The organism is Sulfurimonas sp. HSL3-2 (assembly GCF_039645965.1).
Classification (GTDB): Bacteria; Campylobacterota; Campylobacteria; order Campylobacterales; family Sulfurimonadaceae; genus Hydrocurvibacter; species Hydrocurvibacter mobilis.
Genome location: NZ_CP147917.1, coordinates 195,688 through 215,879 on the forward strand (window position 1 = coordinate 195,688; position 20,192 = coordinate 215,879).

Sequence of the window (20,192 nt, forward strand, 5' to 3'; positions counted from 1 at the left end):
AGAGGCTGTTATGATTACTTTTAGCGAGATGTTACTAAAACTACAAGAGTTCTGGATGAAAGAGGGATGTAATATCGTTCAACCTTACGATATTCCCGCTGGTGCAGGGACATTCCATCCTGCTACATTTTTGCGTTCACTCGATTCTACTCCATGGTCTGTCGCGTATGTCGCGCCTTCACGCCGTCCGACAGACGGTCGTTACGGAGAGAACCCGAACCGTCTTGGAAGTTACTATCAGTTTCAAGTTCTTATAAAACCAAGCCCTAAAAATATCCAAGAGCTGTACCTCAAAAGTCTGGAGTTCTTAGGCCTGAACGTAGCAGAACATGATATCCGTTTTGTCGAAGACAACTGGGAATCTCCGACACTCGGTGCATGGGGTCTTGGCTGGGAAGTATGGCTAAACGGTATGGAAGTCACTCAGTTCACATACTTTCAACAAGTCGGCGGTGTGGCATGTGACCCTGTCGCTGTCGAGATAACTTACGGGACTGAGCGTCTTGCGATGTACCTTCAGGGCGTAGATACTGTGTTTGACATCGTTTGGAACGAGAACGAATACGGTAAGACACTTTACCGCGACATTCATAAAGAGGGTGAGATAGAGTTTAGTAAATACAACTTTGAAGTAGCAGACACTGCGATGCTTTTTGCAGAGTTTGAAGCAAAATCAGATGAGTGTAAACGTGCACTTGATGCAGGGCTTCCTCTTCCTGCATATGACCTTTGTATGGCAGCTTCACATACGTTTAACACGCTAGATGCGAGAAAAGCGATCAGCCAGGCAGAGCGTCAAAACTACATCCTAAAGATCCGTGAACTTTCACGCGGATGTGCTCAAGCTTACAAAGACCAAGAGCAAGAACGCATAGCCAGAGTCAAAGCGTAAACCTCTTAGTTACATAAGCTTTTTGCAAACAGTTTCTGACCGAACATCAGTTCGGTTATCTCTCCGCTGTTTTGTCTTATCTTGATGCTCATTCTCGTACTACTTCCATCCTGAAATCGAAATACAACACTGTTCCCTTCGATAGTATATGTTCCTGATTGGCTTGGATTACCTCCTTGGCTATATGCATTACCGGCGCTAGAACTAAATGAACTCTCTGAGCTGAGTGAAAAGTTATTTCCGTTAAAATAGACCCGTTTACTGCTTGAATAGCTGCTTCCGCTGTAACTGCTTGATGACCCGCTCCATGAGCAAAGAGGTCCTATTATAAAAGAGCCGCCGGTATGTGAAGAAGTTTTAGCTTTTTTAGGACTATGCACGATCTTACGACACACTATCTGTGTCATATCGGGAAAGATGATAGTAAGGCTCTTTTTCTTAAAAGTATAAGGATAATCCTCTTCGATACCATAGTCGTTTGGTATCTTTATGATGCCTTTTGTCGTACGGTAGTTCATCTGTTCCCTGTCATATTCAAGCAGGTTCTTACTTAAGAACTTTAAAGATGAACGATTACCGTAGTTATCGTTACACTGCCATGCTCCTGAAAGTTTATTTGTATCCGCATACAGCAGAGTAGAGAATAAATACAGAGCTAAAACTATGATAATGTTTTTGTTAAGATATCTGTTCATATGAATCTCCTTGATAATTAATAATACACCTTTTTAAATGAATGTAAACTTTTAAAAAGAGCTGGGTATATCGATCGATTAATACTCGTTTTGTTATAATCCTTTATCATAAATAATTGAAAAGATTATTGAGAGGAACTCCTGATACATTGATCGCAAAAGCTCAAAACGCTCTTTTAAAATGGTATGAAAAATATGGAAGACATGAACTTCCATGGCGTAATACCGATGATGTGTATCATATCTATGTCAGTGAGATAATGCTTCAGCAGACTCAGGTCAAACGGGTGATGGAGGAGTACTATCCTCAGTTTTTACAAAAGTTCCCTACCTTGAAAGCCCTCGGCAGTGCAAAAGAGGAAGAAGTCCTCGCAGCTTGGAGCGGGCTTGGGTACTACTCCCGCGCAAGAAACCTGCATGCGACTGCAAAACTTTGTCCGACTACACTGCCAAAGACACAAAAAGAACTTGTTAGACTTCCGGGCATAGGACGTTACACGGCAAGTGCGATACAGAGCTTTGCATACCATCAAAGAGTGGGAGTGGTAGATACAAATATTGCACGCGTGATCAAGCGTTTTTTTGCCCATTACAAGCAAAGTGATGATATTATTTGGAAAAGCGCCGAAGAGTTTGTTAATCCCGTGTATCCGACTCTACACAATCAAGCCTTGATGGACTTGGGTTCGCTTGTGTGTCTGCCGACAAATCCGAAGTGCACGGAGTGTCCTTTAAACCTTACATGTAAAGGTAAAGAGGAAGCGGAGTTTTACACTCAAAAGCAGAAAAAAGTGTATGAAGAACTTGAACTGTTTTACGGCATAGCGCTAAAAGAGGGCAATATCGCTTTAATAGTTTCCAAGGGTCCGATGTATAAAGGTCTTCTTGAACTGCCTGCCGTAGATCCGGTTGATGAGGATTATATCGCCGAGTTCAAGCACTCCTACACAAAGTACAGGATCACCGTAAAGATATACAGACTCCATGAGCCAAAGAGTGATGTGCAATGGATCTCTTTGGAAGACGCTAACAACGCACATATCTCTTCGCTTACAAGAAAAGCGCTTAGACATTTAAGAGGATAAAAATGACACTTATCGGACAGATCGACAATATCCTTTTTGAAGATGACGGCTTTTTCATCGCACGCCTAAAAAGCGGCGATAAGGTGAGCGGGACCTATTACGAGAGTGATGTCTCTCACCTAAAGGGTGCCGCCATAACTCTAAAAGGGTACTGGGAAGAGCATAAAAAGTACGGTAAGACTTTCAAGTTCGAGTCCCTGCGTGTCAATCAAAATGAACTCTTTTTCTTCTTAAACCGTATAGTAAAAGGGTTTACAAAAAAACTCTCAGCCGAACTTATCGAGAAGTTCGGAGAGGAGGGCTTAGTCGATATCTTAGATAACGACATCGAGCGACTCTTAGAGTTTAGCGGTATCAAAGAGAAGCGCCTTAAAAAGATCCAGGACTCTTGGAAGAAGTTTCGTTCTATGCGCTCTTTAGGAGAGTTCTTAAGTCCTTACGATGTAAGTCCCGTACTTCTTACGACCATCGCGACGGCTATGAAAGATGTCCAAGAACCTTCAAAACGTATCAAAGAAAATCCTTACATACTTACAAGCATCAGTGGTATCGGCTTTAAGCGTGCAGATGAGCTTGCTCTTAAAATGGGCGTAGAAAAAGAGGCAGATAACCGCATAAGCGCTGCTATGGACTATGCACTTTTAAACTACTGCGAACAGCAGGGCAACAGCTGTGTGGAAAAAAAGGTACTTTTTGCTTTGCTCGATGAGCTGTTGGAGTTTCATAACAGGGATGCACTGTACGAGGCTGCCCTTATCGAGCGCGTGGGTGAGCAGAGTATCGTACTTATGAAAAATGACAGAGTCTCGCCTGCAAGACTTTACGATGCCGAGAAGTTTTTGTATGATGATTTTACTTCTCGTGCCAAAGCGGATCTCGGTGTTTTAAAAGCCGACTTGGACGAGTTCTTGGCAAAGAGCGATCTGCAGCTGGGCGAGCAGCAAAAAGAGGCGGTACAGATCATCAACCAAGGTGCGGGGATACTTTTCCTGGTAGGTTACGCGGGAACGGGTAAAAGTACGACATCAAGAACGATACTAAACCTTTTAAACACTCGTTACAGCGAGATCATGACGTGTGCTCTCAGCGGTATAGCTTCCCAGCGCATCGCCGATACGACAGGCTATGAGAGTGCGACGATCCAGTCGCTTTTGGTGAAGTTTGAAGACAGAGATGAGTTCCCATACTCCGTACTGCTCATAGATGAAGCGTCGATGATAAACTCTACCTTGTTTGCCAGACTTGTCTCAAAAGTGAGAAAAGAGTGTGTGCTTATCATCGTCGGCGATGATGCACAGCTCCCGCCGATCGGTGCAGGCAATGTCCTAAGTGATGCGCTGACACTCGGTATCGCTCCGATAGTCAAACTGACGAAAATATACCGTCAGAGTGAAGAGCAGGCGATCACACTCATAGCAAACGATATACGTCAGGCGATAGTCCCTTCTTACAGTCAAAAATATGACGACTTCGAGTTCATCGATGTCTCCATACCAAACTATTATGCTCAAAAGAACTCTCTCTCGCAAGCTGAGTTTTCAAACCTTCGGGAGCAAAACTCCAGTGACATTCTCGCGACCATCATGCATGAGGTCGTAAAGGTGATAGAAAAAGCCAGACTCAGGCTTACAAACAAAGAGATAAGCTCTTATCTGAACTACTTTCAGGTCATCACTCCTATGAAAGGCGGAACTCTGGGAACCGATAATCTCAACAAAGTCCTGCAGGAGTATTTCAACCCGAACCCTAAAAAGTTTGTCAAACGCGGGGGCGTAGAGTTCCGTCTAATGGACAAGGTCGTGCATACAAAAAATGAGAACATGACCTCATGGAGTGCCGAAGGGTTTAAAGACAAAGAGGACTCAAATGAGAGAAGAGTCTTTAACGGGATGAGCGGACTGCTGTTTCGTATAGACGAAGATGAGGAGCAGGTCTTTGTCTACTATCCCAACGAAGATATGGTGGTACAGTATGAGTATGAACAGCTAAAAAGCCATCTGATGCTCTCATATGCGCTGACCATCCACAAAGTGCAGGGGATGGAGTATGACATCGTAGTGATGCCTATAACCTTCTCTCACTACATCATGCATAATACAAAGCTTATCTACACGGCGATCACAAGAGCAAAGCACAGATGTATCCTAGTAGGAGAGAGCGGCGCATTTGAGTCTGCGTGTAGAAGGGTAGACGTCACTAAGCGAGATACTGTACTTTTAGAGTTATAAATGTTAAAATTCCACTCTCTTTTTTACCTCTCTATCGCTTAACAGGATAAAGCAGTCCCCTCCTAAGGGATAGCTCCAGGTTCGAGTCCTGGTGGGGAGACCACCTATTTTAGGCTATCACAGCCTTTTTCGATTTTCTCTTAGTGGCTTCTTTGATCATATTTCTTGTGGTATTGTTAAATAAGGATGTATCAAATATATTATGCTCTTTGCTGAGATGCAGCGTTGATACTTGAACGCGTATATGTATATGACACTAAGGAACCGATGAAGAATAAGACGATAGTAGCGGTCACAGTAGTGGCTAAAACAGATATAGTATCAAAGAGAGTGGCATAGGGTGTGAAATAATGCAAAATTGCTAAAGTGATAGTAAATACCGCAGTAAAGAATGCTGTCAAAGAGGAAGATGTTTTAAGGTATAAAACCGAAGTCTCGTGAGCAAAGTTGGCACTGAATTGTTCGAGGTTCATGGTAAACTCCAAATAAAATAGATTGTTGATGAAAAATATATCCTCACAACATTACGATAGAGTTACACTGCCTACTTCTACTTTATAGAACTCTTTTAGTGATTAATTATAATGAAGTTCTTTACTGAAATGTAATCCTGCAAGATTTTTGTTAGCAGAGGGAGAATTAAGGCGGATGATCTCCTTTGAAGTACATTCCGGACACACTTTTTCCGTCTTTATCATTCTATAAATAGAATAACCCAAAGCAAGTAAGAAACTTATACCAAAAGTGAAGAGAGCAGATAATAAGGCTGCTTCCCATATGGCAAGTTCAAGTGTAGATGAACCCGGTGCTTTTTTCTCTGGAATAACCATAGAGTTACATGCTGTACAAATGTGTGTAGTTTTGCTTGCCATAAATTTCTCCTTATCGGATGTGATAAAATTTATTGTAATATTATTTAACTATAGTAATTCTTAAAATTGTGATAAATAAGTGTCTTGATACATTTTTTTCTTAATTATGTCGTTTTTATTTATAAAAATGATGATAATATTTTTATATCAAAGAGTGATATAATGTAAAAGAGAAGGAGTAGACAGATGAAAGATATAAATAAATTATTAGAAGAGAACAGTTTGTCGTATTTTCAGTTCGATGAAGAAAATAGCAGGTTAGTCTATACTCATGAAGTAGGGACTTCTCAGCACAGAGATGATTTTCACAGATTGATCCAGCTTTTAAAAGAGAATGGAATTAAGCACGATGATATCGGTATGGATCTGATACTCATAGAAAAAGATTAACTTTTTATTTTGGAACTTCCTATTCATTTAAAATCTAATGCTAAACTTCCAGCAGATGTTTTATGCACAATTGTGAAGGATATAGTATGAAAAAAGCGTTGTTATGGGTTTTTGGTATAGCTATTGCGATACAGTTTATCAGACCTGATTTTAAAAATCCGAAAGTCGATGAGACAGTAGCATTGAATGCAGATACAAAAGTTATGAGCGTACTGAAGACATCATGTTATGACTGCCACTCCAATGAGACAAAGTATCCTTGGTATCATAATGTCGCTCCGGTCTCATGGATGATGTCGAGTAATATCAATGACGGACGCAAGGCTCTTGACTTTTCAAACTGGGCAAATATAGATGCAAAAGTGAAACTAGAACGCCTTAAGCGTGCAAAGCAGCTTGTCAATAATGAACTGATGCCAAAAAGTGAGTATCTCTTGATGCACAAAGATGCCGATCTGGATAAAGAGAAAAAAGAGACACTTGAACAATTCTTCGATCTACAGATCAAAAAACTCTATAAATCATAAAATAATCTTATATCGTAATATTCGATATTTACCTTGCTAAAGCTTATGGAATGTTACATAAAGTATCATTCTATAAGAAAAATAAATTTTTTCTGAATTTAATCATTCTGCATTAAAATTATAAGATTTGCTTTAAGATACATGTTTTTAGGGCTACTCCAGATAAAAAGCTTAAAATTTATACAATCCACCTTGTTTTTAACAATTAATAATATTATATTTTATGATATTATAATATCGATTTCATGGAAGGATGTGTTATGGAAGAGTATATTCTAAAAAGTGATGACTTTTTGGTATCGCAAACCGATGAAAAAGGCATCATTCTATTTGCAAATGATGATTTTTGTAAGATAGCCGGTTATAGTATTGATGAACTGGTCGGAAAAAATCATAATATTGTCAGGCATCCAGATATGCCCAAAGCGGCGTTTCAAGGTCTTTGGGACACGGTTAAAACTGGACAAGTATGGCATGGATATGTAAAAAATAAGACAAAAAGCGGCGGGCATTACTGGGTTTATGCAACAGTGTACCCTATGTATGATGAAGTAAGGCGTGCAAAGACATACTTATCGTGTAGAAGAAAGCCGTCACAAAAAGAGATCGAAGATGCACAAAATCTATATGCAACTTTGAGATAGGGTAAACAGGAATGAGTAAAACACAGAAGAATGTAGTATTGGGCATTGCGTTTGGTCTATTGATATTGTCTTTAGTATTTGTAGAATCTCTGCTGATTCACATAATTTTAGCAATAGCTGTCTTGGTTACAGTTGTATTTATACAAAATATGTCGACCTCCGGAGGGAAGTCGGATATACTGGAAAAACTGAATGATATAGATGAGCTTTTAGATTTTGAAAGAAACAGTGTTCATATTGATGAAGCAGCAAAAGATGAAGTTGAAAAAAGTCTCAATAAACTGCTTGTGAAGTATGAAAAGACTATTTTAGATGACACAAAAGTCGCAGGTGAAATGGTTCTTTTAGCGGATAAAGTCTCTAAAGGTCATTACTCTTGCCGTGTTGCAGCCGATACAAAAACGCCGTATGTTCATATCCTAAGAAATAGTATGAACAATATGCTGGACTCTGCGGAAAAAAATCTGGATAATGCAATAACAACACTTCAAAACTTTGCACACGGAGATTTTCAGGCGCGCAGTGATGTGAATGTTGAAGCAAAGATGGCTGAACTCTTGCAAAATATCAATAGTCTGGGACAGTCACTTGAAGATATGGAGTGTCAAAACAAGGATTCAAATAGCCAGATCATCGAGTCGGCAAACACATTGAACCATACGATAGAGAACATCACTAATACGACGATCGTAGACTTTAAAAATATGATCAACGATATTGTGGAAAGAATCCATAACGTATCACAAAAAGAGAACGAGATGGTCGGTAATCTTCAAGCATTGGTTCAAAATGCAAATGACACGAAAGTTATACTGCAGACTATCGGTGACATAGCAGAACAAACGAATCTTTTAGCCCTCAACGCTGCCATCGAAGCGGCACGTGCAGGTGAACACGGACGCGGATTCGCCGTTGTAGCAGATGAAGTAAGAAAACTTGCGGAACGCACGCAGAAAAGTCTTGCAGAGACTTCAGCGACGACAAACGTACTTATTCAGTCTATCTCAGACAGTTCTGATGCATTAAATAAAAATGCGGATGAGGTAAATGATATCTCTGATGATGTCAGTGCAGTCAGCAGTAAAATGGATGAGATCATAGATATGTTAAACAGCCTTACCAAATAGGCTGTTTGTTTTTTAGAGCATATGCCCCATCTCGTCACGTTTTACACCTAAGTAGCCTTCATTGTACTTATTCGGTTTGATGACGATAGGGATACGTTCTACTATCTCTACATTTTCTATCGAGTTTATCTTTGTCGGATTGTTTGTCAGAAGTCTTATCTTCTTAATTCCAAAATGGTTGAGTATAAAAGTCACCATCTCATACGTTCTCTCATCTGCGGCAAATCCAAGTTGATGATTCGCTTCTATCGTATTTAGTCCCTTATCTTGCAGAGCATAAGCATTTATCTTATTTAAAAGACCGATGTTACGCCCCTCTTGACGAAGATAGATCACCATACCGTTATGCTCTTCCGCCATCTTTAACGCTACTTCAAGCTGATCCCTGCAGTCGCATTTTAAACTGCCTATAGCATCACCTGTAAGACACTCCGAATGAACGCGGACGATGGGCGTCTCTTCAAGCGGTTCCTTATAGATGACAAGATGCTCTTTGTTCCCTTCTTTAAAAGCTTTTACTTTAAAGTTTCCAAAGCGGGATGGTAGATTTGCTACTTCTGATATGGTTATTTTCATTTATTTTAACTTTAAATAGATAGAATTAGATAAATATTTTCAAAATTATATCCAATAATGATAAAGGTACTATTATGTTTCAGCGTTTTCGTAGAACAAGATTAAATCCGCATCTTCGCAAATTAGTAAGAGAGACGACTGTCAGTGTCGACGATTTTATTTATCCGCTTTTCGCACGCTCAGGAGCAGGGATAAAGACTGAAGTGGCTTCTATGCCCGGTGTTTATCAGATGAGTATCGATGAGATAGTAAAAGAGTGTGCAGAACTAAAATCACTTGGTATCTACTCGATCATACTTTTCGGTATCCCGGATGTAAAAGACTCTATCGGTTCGGATGCGCTCAGTGAAAACGGCATCATCGCACAAGCGGTCCGTGCAGTAAAAGCGGCTCATCCGGATATGTTTGTCGTGACGGATCTTTGTTTTTGTGAATACACCGACCATGGACACTGCGGTATTATCGACCATGTTCATGAAACGGTGGACAATGACGCGACTTTAGAGATCTCTGCGACTCAGGTGCTTGTCCATGCAAAAGCGGGAGCAGATATGATAGCACCTTCAGGGATGATGGACGGTATCATAGAGACTCTTCGCAGTGCACTTGATGCTAACGGTTTTGAGAACCTGCCTATAATGAGCTACTCAACAAAGTTCGCAAGCGGATACTATGGACCTTTCCGTGATGTAGCTGAGTCGGTTCCATCTTTTGGAGACCGTTCGACGTATCAGATGGATCCTGCAAACAGACGTGAAGCGATCGCGGAAAGCATTGCAGATGAGATGCAGGGAGCAGACATACTTATGGTAAAACCTGCACTGGCGTACCTTGATATCATAAGAGATATAAAAGAAAATACTTCACTGCCACTTGCGGTTTATAATGTGAGCGGCGAATATGCGATGTTAAAATTCGCAGGTATGAATAATCTGATAGATTATGAGCGTGTCGTAATGGAAACTATGACAGCTTTTAAACGTGCCGGAGCGGATATAATCATCTCATATCATGCCAAAGAAGTAGCAAAGATGCTAAGAAACAGATAGACTTATCTTTATTAAAGTAAGTTATGAATAAAATATATCGTATTGATTGGTAATTAAAGGAAATATTTAGATGAAGCATTTTTTAACGCTCAGAGATTTTACAAAAGAAGAAATTTTAGAGATTATAGATCTTGGGCTGCAGATAAAAAAAGATCTGAAAAATGGAATCCATAAAGATTATATGCCTAAAAAGACATTGGCGATGATCTTTGAAAAAAGCTCGACAAGAACACGTGTCAGTTTTGAGACAGGGATATATCAGCTTGGAGGACACGGACTGTTTTTATCAAACCGTGATATCCATTTAGGGCGCGGTGAGCCTGTAAAAGATACGGCGCGCGTTATTTCAAGCATGTGTGACATGGTCATGATACGTACTTTTGAGCATTCAAAGATCGAAGAGTTTGCTTCTTATTCAAAAGTCCCTGTCATTAATGGATTGACAGACTCATACCATCCTGTACAGCTTTTAGCTGATTATATGACTATGATCGAGTACGGCGTCGCTGAAAATGCTGTCGTGGCTTATGTGGGTGACGGCAATAATATGACACACTCATGGTTGATGCTGGCAAGCAAGCTTGGTTTTGAACTTCGCATTGCAACACCAAAGGGCTACGAAGTCGACAGCAAAGTCCTTGAGGATGCATACGCTTTTGCTAAGCTAAGCGGAGCGAAGATATTTGTCACAAATGATCCTAAAGAAGCCGTAAAAGGTGCAAACGTCGTCACGACGGATACTTGGGCATCGATGGGACAAGAGGATGAAAAAGAGCAGAGAATAAAAGACTTTGCCGGTTACATGGTAGATGACCTTATGATGTGCATCGCCGATAAGAATGCTAAGTTCCTGCACTGTCTTCCTGCTTACAGAGGACAAGAGGTAAGTGAGTCGGTTTTAGAAGGACATAGTGATATCGTATTTGATGAAGCCGAAAACCGTTTACACGCACAAAAAGGCTTAATGGTTTGGTTAGATCGTCAAAGATAAAATAAAAAGGAATTTCATATGAAGTATTTAATAGTTGTTTTACTGCTTGTTGCATCTTTATACTCTGCAGAAGTCGTTGCAGTCGGTGAAAAATATAAAAGTTCATCTGATTGTCAAGCTTGTCATAATCATCTTGTAAAACAGTGGAGAGAGTCTTGGCACTCAAATTCTCACTATAAAAAAGATGAGTACTTTAGAGCTTCTGTCGATTATGTAAGTAGAAAGACACATAAAAGTTTAAACGCTATCAAAGTCGAATGTGCGACTTGTCATAACCCTCGTATCTCGGTGACAAGTACGGATACTGATTATGAAATTGCTGCAGTTTTAGGACTCGATAAAAATTCTAAAGTCAATAAAGCAGTACACGATAATACTTTAAACGAAGGTATAAACTGTGTCGTTTGTCATAACATCGATCAGATCCATAGTGAACTGGATGCATCACACAGAGGAATGGACAGAGTCTCTTGGTCAAAAACAGGTCTGATGAGCGGTCCTTTTGATGATGCAAATTCACCGTATCATAAAACAGAATACAGAGAATTTATGGATAAAAATCCAAATCAGCTTTGTTTTGTATGTCATGCCAATGACCATACTGCCAAAGGTGAAGCATTTATCAATATGCAAGCTGAGTATAAAGATTCTACAGAAAAATGTGTCGATTGTCATATGAGCAGTAAAAAAGAGCTTTACGCAGCGACTCTTCCGATAGATCATGGAAAACCTAAAAAGCGTATGATAAGAGAGCATTGGTTTGACGGCGGTCATATAAAACCAATGTGGAAAGATGCTTTAAAAGTGAAAGCAAAAGTCGACGGCGATAATCTAGTGATCACATTAAAAAATGATCTGCCTCATAATATCCCAAGTGGATTCGGTTCACGTGAAATACTTATCGAGATCGAGTATAAAAATAAAGATAAAGATGTCGGGGTAGAGACAGTATCACTGACAAGACACTATTTGAGTAAATACAAAAAACCGACTATTCCTCATATGGCCGAACAAGCTTCAAAGGATGATTCTGTACCGGCTAAAGGTGAGAAAAAGGTGAAAGTAAAATATTATAAAAAAGCGACTATGGCCGTCATAACTGTTTCATACAGATTGGTAAATGATGAGGTTAGAGGAATCCTTGATCTCAAAGAACCGATCTGGAAAGAGAAGATGCCTATAACAAAAGTATCGGTACGTCTTTAGTACGCGATACCTGTAGCTGATCTGACTTTCTCTATTATATCCGCTGCTGCTGCTCTTGCTTTGGCAGCACCTGCATTTAAAATATCTCTTACTTCGTCTTGATGTTTCTCATAGTATTCGCGTTTTTCTCTGTATGGCGCGTAGTATTCCCAGATCACTTCTGAAAGGTAAAGCTTGAAGTGCCCATGGCCTTCTCCGCCCTTTTTGTATCTTTGCTCCAGGGCTATACGCTCTTTGTCTGCTAAAAACAGTTTTGCGATGTTGTAGATGTTACATCCCTCATACTCTTTTGGTTCTTCTAACGCTACGTTTTCGGTTACGATCTTCTTGATCACTTTTTGCTGTTTTTTCTCTTCACCGAAAATGTTTATTGTGTTGCCGTAGCTTTTTGACATCTTTTGACCGTCGATCCCCGGAACAGTAGCGACATTCTCGTCAACTTTATATGTCGGAAGTTTTAAGATATCTCCGTAAGTATTGTTAAACTTGATGGCGATGTCGCGCGCGATCTCGACATGCTGGATCTGATCTTTTCCTACAGGAACGATATCCGGCGAAAACAGGAGTATATCTGCTGCCATTAAAACAGGATATGAAAACAGAGAATGGTTTGTCGCAAAACCGCGGGCTGTCTTGTCTTTGTAACTGTGAGCACGCTCTAAAAGTCCCGTCGGTGTAAATGATGACAGTATCCAGTAAAGTTCTAAAACCTCTTTGACGTCTGACTGTACCCAAAATGTAGATTTGTCAGGGTCGATGCCAAGTGCTAAAAAGTCGGTTGCTGCCTGCATAGTAAGCTGTTTTAGTTTTTCGCCGTCACTTACCGTAGTCATCGCATGGTAGTTAGCGATAAAAGCGAACACTTCATTCTTGTCTTGTTCCTCAATCATAGGTTTTATTGAACCGAAATAGTTCCCGATGTGAAGGTCACCGGAAGGTTGGATACCTGTAAAAACTCTCATAATAATCCTGTATTTATAAAAATGTTTTTGAAATTATATCCAATTCAGTTTCGGTGTGCTATTCTTTAGATGAATAAAGGTAATTACTACCTATATAAAGGATATATTATGAGTGTACAAATTAGAGCAAAAGATATAACATTGACAGATGCAACTAAAGCGCATATAAATGCAGCGATAGATACTTTTCGTAAATATGGCCTTGACACAACAAGTTATAATGTAAATATTCAAAAAGAGAAAAAAGGTGTGAGTGTAGAGTTTGATATACACATAGCTCACGCTCAGCCGGTAGTGATCTCTCAAAGCGATGCAGATCTTGATGTGGCGATAGACCTTGCTATTGAGAGAACGACAAAAGCGCTTCGCCGTCTTCATGATAAAGTAGTTTCTCACAAAGCGACATCTCTAAAAGATGTAGAGGTTGCCGAAGTTTGATAGTTATACTATAATACCGCCAAAACTTTTAGGCGGTATTGTGAAAAAAATTCTTCTTCTTTCTTTCTTTTTTATAAATCTTTGGGCACAGAATGACTACGATTTTCGTGTTGCTTACGGTCGTGCCGATTCAAATGACTTTGGTGAGATAATTAGTTCTCAGATATCTCCTCATCATACAGGTACTCATGTTATGATGCTTGATGCAGGTTATAAACTGGCAGAAAATGTCCTTGACCTTCCTATAGATATTTATGTAAAAGTAGGATTTGCAAAGTTTTTAGAAAACGGCTACCAAAAAGATGTCTATGAAAATACACTCTATTTGAAGGCATATTATAATTTTGATTTTCTGGAAAACCGTGTACGCCTTGGTGCCGCAGAGGGTGGATCGTATACATATGGAATCATATATATTGAAAAAGAGGAAGCTATTGCTAAAAATGGCAAAAACTCACACTTTTTAAATTATCTTGAGTTAAGTCTGGATTTTGATCTTGGTAAACTTGTGAAGTATAAGCCTTTGGAAGACACGTATCTCGGGCTAGTATTAAAACATCGTTCGGGTATATACGGAGTTATCAATAATGTAAAGCATGGCGGTTCAAACTATGAAGCTGTCTATATAGAGAAAAACTTTTAAAAAAGGAAAAATGCAATGTATAGTTGGATAATTTGGTTTCATATAGTTTCATTCGTATCATGGTTCGCAGCTATTTTTTATATGCCTCGTCTATTTGTTTATCATAAAGAGCATGAGGACAATGCAGGCTTCTTAGAAGTCGTAAAGATAATGGAGTACAAGCTGTACAAATACATCGGTGTCCCTGCTATGTGGGCTACGATACTTAGTGGCGCGGCTTTAATATACTTCTCGACAAGCGAGTATGGTGTCAATCTTTTTAAAACAGGCGGATGGCTGCATGCAAAACTGCTTTTTGTTGCGATCTTGATAGCATATTTTGTTTCACTTGATTTTATGCGCAGATCTCTTGCAAACGGTACAAGCAATAAAAGCGGGAAGTTCTTTAGATTCTATAATGAAGTGCCGACTATTTTACTGCTTATAATAGTCGCAATGGTCATAATAAGACCGTTTTAATACTTACATGTAAGGCTTTTATTGCCTTACTATTTTCCCCCGCCGCGCTTTTTCGCTTTGAACAGTACAGGAACACCGCTAAAGTTAAATGCCTCACGAAGTTTATTTGTCAGATATCTTCTATATGTAAAGTGAAGACCTCTTGGTTTATTCATAATAAGAGCGATCCTCGGCGGTCTCGTCTCATACTGAGTCGCATAGTAGATACGGATGATCTGTCCATGCATAGAAGGCAGCTGGTGACGGCGCATCGCACGGCCAAGTACTTCGTTTAACTGAGATGTCGATATACGCTGAGAAAAGTTCTCATTTATCTCCAATATCATGTCAAGCAGTTTATTTACACGAAGATGGCTTTTTGCCGAGATCGTTATGATCGGCGCATAGTGAAGGAATTTAAATCTGTCACGTACATCTTGTATGATCTTGTCATAGTTCTCTCTATCTGCTATATCCCATTTGTTTAAAACGATGATACAACCTAGGAAGTTTTTATCGACAAGACCGGCGATCTTCTCATCAAGATCTATAAAAGGGTTTGACGCATCAAGAACGACAAGTGCCATATTTGCACTCTCAAGCATCTGCTCTGTTCTCATAAGTGCAAACTTCTCTATCCCCTCTATCTTACCGCGGCGGCGGATACCCGCAGTATCGACAAATGTCAGTGTTTTGCCTTGATAGTCGACACTTTCATCGATCGGATCGATCGTAGTCCCTGCGACATTACTGACAACTGATCTGTCTTCTTTGAGAAGAGCATTTAAGAGTGAGCTTTTTCCGACGTTTACACGGCCGATAATCGCTATTTTGATGTGATTCAAGTCTTCTGGATCAAACTCTTTTATCATGTCGTTCATACCGAATATAGAGTCGTCTTCTACATCCTCTTCATCAAAGTCGACATAACCCTCTTCACTGTCCTCATCCTCTGGAACGTAGTCATAGACAGTCGGTTCGAACTCATCTTCATCTTCGTCCGTTTCTTCCTCTTCTGCTATCTTGTCTTCATCAGGCAGAAGTTCGTACAGCCATTCTATAAGAGGATTAATACTGCGGTTGTGTGCAACAGAGATACCAAATATCAGATCCGTACCGAACTCATAATAATCCCAAAGTTTCTCTTTTAGACTGTCATTATCTATCTTGTTGACGACGAGTGCTACATCTTTACCGAGAGACTCTAATTGATAAAAAAGTTTTTTGTCATTTGCATCAGGCAGAGTTTTTCCGTCGACCATATAAAGTATGATGTCGGCTTTCTCGGCAGCTTCAAGTGATTTTTCTTTTATCTTGTCAAAAAGTTCACACCCTTTATCCAATCCGCCTGTATCAAGAAGTTCTACTTGTTTATCCAGGATCTGTGCAATACGGCGTTTTACGTCACGTGTCGTTCCCGCTTGTTCGGATGTAATGGCATCACGTTTTTTAAGCAGACGGTTAAACAGTGAGCTCTTTCCAACATTCGGCTGGCCAATTATGGCTATTTTTTTCATAGTATCTCTTTGTAGGTAATTAAAAACATTTTTATAAACAGTAAAAATTTAAACGATTTGTAAAAATGTTTTGTTGAAGTTAAATATTTTGTGTAATTATAGCGAAAAAAGGAGTTCACCGTTAAGGTGAACAAAAGTTTAATCTAAAACCATCCAAACAAACAGTTCTTTAGTCTTTGGATCGAGGAAAGTCGCTTCTATGTGAGCCGTGACTTTAGAGTTTTTAACTCTTTGCTGCGTCTGTATATCCATAGTTGAATGTACATCGTCATCTTTGGCAGTCTGCTCTCTTTTTGCGACAAGGTCTATCTCTACTCCTTGTTGCAGTGCGAGTTCATCTAAAGCTCTGCTGATAGCAAGTTTACGTTGATAGGCAGGACCTTTAAAATGGGGACCGCTGCTCCCGACCGAGCCTGTGACGCCGTCGATGTTTGGATTGTTTATCCATGCAGGATATACTGTAGTCTGCTCTTTTGCAGGTGCAGCATCTTTGTTACAGCCTGCAAAAAAAACAATAAGCAATGAAAGTAAAATTACTCTCATTATTCAGTAGGAAAATCTTTTTCTAATTGATCAAGTGCTTGTTTTGATTGGAATTGTTGCCATAAAGCATCTTCATTGTTATGAGAGCTTTTTACAATCTGTTTTTTGACCTCTTCGTTTACAGAGTTTTCAGGAGCACCTACTAGAACATATAGTGTACCGCTCTTAGGATTTTGCCATGATTCAAGTTGTTTTGTACCGTTTAACTTGATCTTTGCAAGTTGTTTTGAAACCTGAGTAGAAACGCTGTCAACTACTTCGCTATCGCCTACACCCGTACCGCGTACAAAGTTCTCGACTTTTGCTTTTACTTGTGTTTCGATCTGAAATGCCAGGTCGTTACGAGCCGCTGCCATTGCATTATTTCTTGTAAAGTTCATACCCGCTTTACTTTGCGGAGCACTTCCAAGACCTACGATCGCACCTTCATAACTTTGAGGATTACAAGTCCATTTTGGAGCAAGTACACCATCTTGCTTACAACGGAAATCACCTTCATCTTGTGCCGGTTGAGGTTTAGCACAACCTACAAATGTAGCCGCTACAACTGCTGCTATCGCTAATGTTTTAAAATTTTTAATCATGCATAACTCCTGTTATTTTGTATTAATAATTATACATACCTTTTCTTACTTTTTATTTAATCCTAAAAAATCAAATATGCCGAAAGAACGTATTGTTTTCTCTACGCTTGATTCGGCTTGCAGTCTGGCATCGTTGTTACTTTTTCTTGATTTACCGATAAAGGTATGCATCTTTTCAGATATGATTTTTTTCTCTTTTGTCGCAACGATGGTCTTGACTCCTAACGTCGTTTTATAAAACTGATAGTCCATCTTTTCATCTACCGTCGTCATTATAAAGATGTTATAACTGTTCTTTTTCTCAAGAGTTTTATTTACTAAAAGCGACTCATTGCTTAGTCCTCCTTCAATGTAGCGCACTAAACGTAATGAATTGAAATCACCTAAAACTCTAAGCGCCGTGGAGTCGTCGATCTTCTCTATCATCTCTTTCGTATTGTTGACAAAGGCAAAGTATTCGTTGGCATCATATCCAGTAGATACCGTTTGCAGTAAGGCTGCCAGTACTGCGATCTCATCTAACTTGGATGTGACAGGTTTAAGCACAGCATACTGCTCGATCGGAGTTAAGGTGTCGATCGTCTCTAACTCTTTTTTCAGAGGCTCGTAGATGGCGTCAAGTTTCTTTTTCTCCTCTTGAAATATCATCTCTCTTGATACGGAGATAAGAATAAGCTGCTGTGAATGAAACTGTGCGCTGTTGATGGTCTTTATTCCGTGAAATACGATGCTGTTTACGACTTTCATAGATGTCTGCATCAAGTTTTTATACTCTAATTCGTTCTTTATTTCTAAGGGACTATTTGAAGATTTAAAGAGCTCCATCACTTTTGTATTTAGATCTCTGTTTATTGAAAGAACTGCGATATTACGGGCACTCTGCATCGTCTTAGAAGATGCCGTCGAATAGATAAATGTAGTGTCCTTAGGCGGGTTTGTATACCATAACGGAGGTCTGTCCTCCATTTTTTTCAGGCCACAGCCTGTGATGACAAGGGCTAAAATAAGATAAATAAGAGTTTTAAACATTAGTATCCTTTGTAGTGTTTTTTTCGATATAGATAGATTGAGACGGGAATGCGAATGATGCCCCGTTGCTTTGTACTATCCTCATAAACTCCAGGTTGATCTTTTCTCTGACATTCAGGTACTCTCCCCATACCGTAGTCTTTGTAAAGAAGTAGCAGAAAATATCTAGCGAACTGCTACTGTACTCCGTGAAGTTTACAAATATGGTTTTTTGATCGATGTCCGGATCGTTTTGCAGAAGTTCTCTCATCTCTTTTAAAATATTTTTCATCTGCTCCGGTGTAGTTGAGTATGTAAGTCCCAGTGTCATCTTGATGCGTCTTTTTGTCATAGCCGACCAGTTGGTGATAGGTGTATTTGCTACGACACCGTTTGGGACACTGATAAGCGAGTCTTCAAAAGTCCTGACTTTGGTAGAACGCATCCCGATCTCCTCTATCGTTCCTTCTGCTTGCGGCGTTTGTATCCAGTCTCCGACTTTAAAAGGGGTATCGGCAAATATCATCAATGCACCAAAGATATTTTTTGTCGTATCCTGTGCAGCGAGTGCTACTGCCATACCTACAAGCCCGAGTGATGCGATAAGACCGTTTACATTGTATCCCCACAGATCAAGAAAAAAGATGATCGATACAACGGCGATGATAATCTTCACAAATTTCTTAGAAAGGTTCATAAAGTTGTAAAAGGACTGGTTATGACTTTTTTTAAGGAATACTCGTGAACCGCTGTACAAGAAATCGACGACTAAAAACAGGATCCATGCTATCAAAAATATCTTTACGGAGTTGGAAAGACCTATTAAAAAGGTGTCGAACTCTTTGTTAAAACTCAAAGCAGATATGGAGATATTGAATCCGACCAGCAGAATGCTCCATCTCAGAGGCTTGTGGATAGTGTTGAAAAACGGTGTGGAGACAGTCGACTGTATGCTGTTTGAGATCTTGTTAAGAATGTTTTGAATGAGTCTTGTTATCTGTTTTCTTAAAACAAAGAATATTGCAAATATAACTATTGAAAAGATCCATCTTGAAAGAGAGTTCCCTATGATCTCATAAGAGAAAAAGTCCACAACACCACTGGGGAGAGTAAACCACTTTGAGAAGAGAAGTTCAAGCAAATGATAGAGCTCTTTTCCCAGTTTCATCGTATAAGTTGCATTATTGTCCAAATCTATTCCTTGGGGGCATTTTTAAAATTCTATCTATAAAATATTGAAAGCAAGCAAAATTACTTTTTTGTTTACCATAATTATATTATTTTAACTTATACTTTAATGTGCTATGATGTCCGTAAAAAGGAGTTCGTTATGAATCTGAAAGAGTGCTATGCCAAATTTGAAAATTTGGCGGATGGATTAAGATCATTGTCGCTTCTTGCAGCCAGATTAGTCTTAGCTTACGGTTTTTACGGGCCGGCTATGAGAAAATGGAGTGACATCGGTGCCATAGGTGACTGGTTCGCGTCACTAGGGATCCCTTTCCCTCAGCTAAATGCTTATATGGCGGCAACGACGGAGATAACGGGTGTAGTGCTTCTGACTCTTGGACTCTTTACCCGTATTATCTCTATCCCTTTGATAGTCGTTATGCTTGTCGCTATATTTACGGTTCATATAAACAACGGTTTTGAGTGCGGAAACAACGGTTTTGAGATACCGGTTTATTATATGCTGTTTTTAGTGATCTTTTTATCGCACGGAGCAGGGCGTTTTAGTCTGGATAATTATATTTTTGCTAAAAAAGATTGATATAAT

General features: G+C 39.5%; 24 protein-coding genes and 1 tRNA gene. 15 read left to right on the forward strand and 10 right to left on the reverse strand.

The genetic code is table 11. The features are described from left to right. Positions 1-10 precede the first annotated feature (10 nt). A complete protein-coding gene (gene glyQ / locus WCX87_RS01090; protein ID WP_345980197.1) occupies positions 11-892 on the forward strand; it encodes a glycine--tRNA ligase subunit alpha in 882 nt (293 codons plus the stop codon). A 5-nt stretch (positions 893-897) separates the two neighbouring features. On the opposite strand, the gene WCX87_RS01095 is transcribed toward glyQ, so the two are convergent. Further along, entirely contained in the window at positions 898-1,587 is a 690-nt protein-coding gene (locus WCX87_RS01095; protein WP_345980198.1) for a hypothetical protein, read from the reverse strand. Between the two features lie 116 nt (positions 1,588-1,703). On the opposite strand from WCX87_RS01095, the gene WCX87_RS01100 reads away from it, so the two are divergent. The 3 genes from WCX87_RS01100 (at position 1,704) to WCX87_RS01110 (ending at position 5,003) form a co-directional block, all read left to right on the forward strand. Further along, positions 1,704-2,672: an A/G-specific adenine glycosylase gene (locus WCX87_RS01100; RefSeq protein ID WP_345980199.1), complete on the forward strand. Its 969-nt coding sequence runs from the start codon at positions 1,704-1,706 to the stop codon at positions 2,670-2,672. 2 nt (positions 2,673-2,674) lie between these two features. Next, on the forward strand, positions 2,675-4,900 hold the full coding sequence (locus WCX87_RS01105; protein WP_345980200.1) for an AAA family ATPase: 2,226 nt from the start codon (positions 2,675-2,677) through the stop codon (positions 4,898-4,900). A 27-nt stretch (positions 4,901-4,927) separates the two neighbouring features. Then, positions 4,928-5,003, forward strand: a tRNA-Arg gene (locus tag WCX87_RS01110). 97 nt (positions 5,004-5,100) lie between these two features. On the opposite strand, the gene WCX87_RS01115 is transcribed toward WCX87_RS01110, so the two are convergent. Then, positions 5,101-5,373, reverse strand: coding sequence for a hypothetical protein (locus tag WCX87_RS01115; RefSeq protein ID WP_345980201.1), 273 nt, complete (start codon positions 5,371-5,373; stop codon positions 5,101-5,103). Between the two features lie 102 nt (positions 5,374-5,475). After that, positions 5,476-5,772, reverse strand: coding sequence for a hypothetical protein (locus WCX87_RS01120; RefSeq protein ID WP_345980202.1), 297 nt, complete (start codon positions 5,770-5,772; stop codon positions 5,476-5,478). Positions 5,773-5,958: 186 nt separating this feature from the next. Between WCX87_RS01120 and WCX87_RS01125 the strand changes: the two genes are divergently transcribed. The 4 genes from WCX87_RS01125 to WCX87_RS01140 all read left to right on the forward strand — a co-directional run bounded on the left by WCX87_RS01125 (position 5,959) and on the right by WCX87_RS01140 (position 8,460). Then, positions 5,959-6,162, forward strand: coding sequence for a hypothetical protein (locus tag WCX87_RS01125; RefSeq protein WP_345980203.1), 204 nt, complete (start codon positions 5,959-5,961; stop codon positions 6,160-6,162). A gap of 86 nt (positions 6,163-6,248) precedes the next feature. Next, the gene (locus WCX87_RS01130; RefSeq protein WP_345980204.1) at positions 6,249-6,689 is read left to right on the forward strand and encodes a heme-binding domain-containing protein; all 441 of its coding nucleotides are present in this window, start codon (positions 6,249-6,251) and stop codon (positions 6,687-6,689) included. Between the two features lie 260 nt (positions 6,690-6,949). Next, the gene (locus tag WCX87_RS01135; RefSeq protein WP_345980205.1) at positions 6,950-7,333 is read left to right on the forward strand and encodes a PAS domain-containing protein; all 384 of its coding nucleotides are present in this window, start codon (positions 6,950-6,952) and stop codon (positions 7,331-7,333) included. An 11-nt stretch (positions 7,334-7,344) separates the two neighbouring features. After that, a complete protein-coding gene (locus WCX87_RS01140; protein ID WP_345980206.1) occupies positions 7,345-8,460 on the forward strand; it encodes a methyl-accepting chemotaxis protein in 1,116 nt (371 codons plus the stop codon). 12 nt (positions 8,461-8,472) lie between these two features. Here WCX87_RS01140 and ribA read toward each other — a convergent pair whose 3' ends face one another. Next, the gene (ribA, locus tag WCX87_RS01145; protein ID WP_345980207.1) at positions 8,473-9,036 is read right to left on the reverse strand and encodes a GTP cyclohydrolase II; all 564 of its coding nucleotides are present in this window, start codon (positions 9,034-9,036) and stop codon (positions 8,473-8,475) included. 74 nt (positions 9,037-9,110) lie between these two features. On the opposite strand from ribA, the gene hemB reads away from it, so the two are divergent. From hemB to WCX87_RS01160, 3 genes are all read left to right on the forward strand, one after another. Next, positions 9,111-10,085 carry a porphobilinogen synthase gene (gene hemB, locus WCX87_RS01150; RefSeq protein ID WP_345980208.1) on the forward strand — a complete coding sequence of 325 codons (975 nt, stop codon included), beginning with the start codon at positions 9,111-9,113 and terminating at the stop codon, positions 10,083-10,085. 70 nt (positions 10,086-10,155) lie between these two features. Further along, positions 10,156-11,076 carry an ornithine carbamoyltransferase gene (argF, locus tag WCX87_RS01155; RefSeq protein ID WP_345980209.1) on the forward strand — a complete coding sequence of 307 codons (921 nt, stop codon included), beginning with the start codon at positions 10,156-10,158 and terminating at the stop codon, positions 11,074-11,076. 18 nt (positions 11,077-11,094) lie between these two features. After that, positions 11,095-12,282: a hypothetical protein gene (locus tag WCX87_RS01160; RefSeq protein ID WP_345980210.1), complete on the forward strand. Its 1,188-nt coding sequence runs from the start codon at positions 11,095-11,097 to the stop codon at positions 12,280-12,282. On the opposite strand, the gene trpS is transcribed toward WCX87_RS01160, so the two are convergent. Next, positions 12,279-13,244 (reverse strand): tryptophan--tRNA ligase, encoded by a 966-nt coding sequence (gene trpS / locus WCX87_RS01165; RefSeq protein WP_345980211.1) that lies wholly within the window; start codon positions 13,242-13,244, stop codon positions 12,279-12,281. The two genes, WCX87_RS01160 and trpS, sit on opposite strands and share 4 nt — an antisense overlap. Positions 13,245-13,352: 108 nt before the next feature. Here trpS and raiA point away from each other — a divergent pair, with 108 nt between their 5' ends. From raiA to hemJ, 3 genes are read left to right on the forward strand one after another with little or no spacing between them, the layout of a single operon-like run. Then, the gene (gene raiA / locus WCX87_RS01170) at positions 13,353-13,682 is read left to right on the forward strand and encodes a ribosome-associated translation inhibitor RaiA (protein ID WP_345980212.1); all 330 of its coding nucleotides are present in this window, start codon (positions 13,353-13,355) and stop codon (positions 13,680-13,682) included. A 40-nt stretch (positions 13,683-13,722) separates the two neighbouring features. Further along, positions 13,723-14,325 (forward strand): hypothetical protein, encoded by a 603-nt coding sequence (locus WCX87_RS01175; protein WP_345980213.1) that lies wholly within the window; start codon positions 13,723-13,725, stop codon positions 14,323-14,325. Positions 14,326-14,340: 15 nt separating this feature from the next. After that, positions 14,341-14,784: a protoporphyrinogen oxidase HemJ gene (gene hemJ, locus WCX87_RS01180; RefSeq protein WP_345980214.1), complete on the forward strand. Its 444-nt coding sequence runs from the start codon at positions 14,341-14,343 to the stop codon at positions 14,782-14,784. Between the two features lie 29 nt (positions 14,785-14,813). Here hemJ and der read toward each other — a convergent pair whose 3' ends face one another. The 5 genes from der to WCX87_RS01205 form a co-directional block, all read right to left on the reverse strand. Next, positions 14,814-16,280, reverse strand: a complete 1,467-nt coding sequence (gene der, locus WCX87_RS01185) for a ribosome biogenesis GTPase Der (RefSeq protein WP_345980215.1) — start codon at positions 16,278-16,280, stop codon at positions 14,814-14,816. Between the two features lie 138 nt (positions 16,281-16,418). Beyond that, positions 16,419-16,823 carry a hypothetical protein gene (locus WCX87_RS01190; RefSeq protein ID WP_345980216.1) on the reverse strand — a complete coding sequence of 135 codons (405 nt, stop codon included), beginning with the start codon at positions 16,821-16,823 and terminating at the stop codon, positions 16,419-16,421. Continuing rightward, complete coding sequence (locus WCX87_RS01195; protein ID WP_345980217.1) at positions 16,823-17,407, reverse strand: LPP20 family lipoprotein; 585 nt, start codon at positions 17,405-17,407, stop codon at positions 16,823-16,825. Before WCX87_RS01195 ends, WCX87_RS01190 begins: the two co-directional genes overlap by 1 nt. Positions 17,408-17,452: 45 nt before the next feature. Next, entirely contained in the window at positions 17,453-18,436 is a 984-nt protein-coding gene (locus WCX87_RS01200) for a hypothetical protein (RefSeq protein WP_345980218.1), read from the reverse strand. Then, positions 18,429-19,607 carry a mechanosensitive ion channel family protein gene (locus WCX87_RS01205; RefSeq protein WP_345980219.1) on the reverse strand — a complete coding sequence of 393 codons (1,179 nt, stop codon included), beginning with the start codon at positions 19,605-19,607 and terminating at the stop codon, positions 18,429-18,431. Before WCX87_RS01205 ends, WCX87_RS01200 begins: the two co-directional genes overlap by 8 nt. A gap of 138 nt (positions 19,608-19,745) precedes the next feature. Here WCX87_RS01205 and WCX87_RS01210 point away from each other — a divergent pair, with 138 nt between their 5' ends. Beyond that, positions 19,746-20,186, forward strand: a complete 441-nt coding sequence (locus tag WCX87_RS01210; RefSeq protein WP_345980220.1) for a DoxX family protein — start codon at positions 19,746-19,748, stop codon at positions 20,184-20,186. The last annotated feature ends 6 nt before the right edge of the window (positions 20,187-20,192 follow it).

What these genes read in the sequence shown, in the direction of transcription:
- WCX87_RS01140 (WP_345980206.1), top strand. Translation starts at nt 7,345, where the DNA reads ATGAGTAAAACACAGAAGAATGTAGTATTGGGCATTGCGTTTGGTCTA.
- WCX87_RS01130 (WP_345980204.1), top strand. Translation starts at nt 6,249, where the DNA reads ATGAAAAAAGCGTTGTTATGGGTTTTTGGTATAGCTATTGCGATACAG.
- hemJ (WP_345980214.1), top strand. Translation starts at nt 14,341, where the DNA reads ATGTATAGTTGGATAATTTGGTTTCATATAGTTTCATTCGTATCATGG.
- glyQ (WP_345980197.1), top strand. Translation starts at nt 11, where the DNA reads ATGATTACTTTTAGCGAGATGTTACTAAAACTACAAGAGTTCTGGATG.
- der (WP_345980215.1), bottom strand. Translation starts at nt 16,280, where the DNA reads ATGAAAAAAATAGCCATAATTGGCCAGCCGAATGTTGGAAAGAGCTCA.
- WCX87_RS01125 (WP_345980203.1), top strand. Translation starts at nt 5,959, where the DNA reads ATGAAAGATATAAATAAATTATTAGAAGAGAACAGTTTGTCGTATTTT.
- WCX87_RS01135 (WP_345980205.1), top strand. Translation starts at nt 6,950, where the DNA reads ATGGAAGAGTATATTCTAAAAAGTGATGACTTTTTGGTATCGCAAACC.
- WCX87_RS01160 (WP_345980210.1), top strand. Translation starts at nt 11,095, where the DNA reads ATGAAGTATTTAATAGTTGTTTTACTGCTTGTTGCATCTTTATACTCT.
- WCX87_RS01200 (WP_345980218.1), bottom strand. Translation starts at nt 18,436, where the DNA reads ATGTTTAAAACTCTTATTTATCTTATTTTAGCCCTTGTCATCACAGGC.
- hemB (WP_345980208.1), top strand. Translation starts at nt 9,111, where the DNA reads ATGTTTCAGCGTTTTCGTAGAACAAGATTAAATCCGCATCTTCGCAAA.
- argF (WP_345980209.1), top strand. Translation starts at nt 10,156, where the DNA reads ATGAAGCATTTTTTAACGCTCAGAGATTTTACAAAAGAAGAAATTTTA.
- raiA (WP_345980212.1), top strand. Translation starts at nt 13,353, where the DNA reads ATGAGTGTACAAATTAGAGCAAAAGATATAACATTGACAGATGCAACT.
- ribA (WP_345980207.1), bottom strand. Translation starts at nt 9,036, where the DNA reads ATGAAAATAACCATATCAGAAGTAGCAAATCTACCATCCCGCTTTGGA.
- trpS (WP_345980211.1), bottom strand. Translation starts at nt 13,244, where the DNA reads ATGAGAGTTTTTACAGGTATCCAACCTTCCGGTGACCTTCACATCGGG.
- WCX87_RS01120 (WP_345980202.1), bottom strand. Translation starts at nt 5,772, where the DNA reads ATGGCAAGCAAAACTACACACATTTGTACAGCATGTAACTCTATGGTT.
- WCX87_RS01210 (WP_345980220.1), top strand. Translation starts at nt 19,746, where the DNA reads ATGAATCTGAAAGAGTGCTATGCCAAATTTGAAAATTTGGCGGATGGA.
- WCX87_RS01190 (WP_345980216.1), bottom strand. Translation starts at nt 16,823, where the DNA reads ATGAGAGTAATTTTACTTTCATTGCTTATTGTTTTTTTTGCAGGCTGT.
- WCX87_RS01195 (WP_345980217.1), bottom strand. Translation starts at nt 17,407, where the DNA reads ATGATTAAAAATTTTAAAACATTAGCGATAGCAGCAGTTGTAGCGGCT.
- WCX87_RS01115 (WP_345980201.1), bottom strand. Translation starts at nt 5,373, where the DNA reads ATGAACCTCGAACAATTCAGTGCCAACTTTGCTCACGAGACTTCGGTT.
- WCX87_RS01105 (WP_345980200.1), top strand. Translation starts at nt 2,675, where the DNA reads ATGACACTTATCGGACAGATCGACAATATCCTTTTTGAAGATGACGGC.
- WCX87_RS01095 (WP_345980198.1), bottom strand. Translation starts at nt 1,587, where the DNA reads ATGAACAGATATCTTAACAAAAACATTATCATAGTTTTAGCTCTGTAT.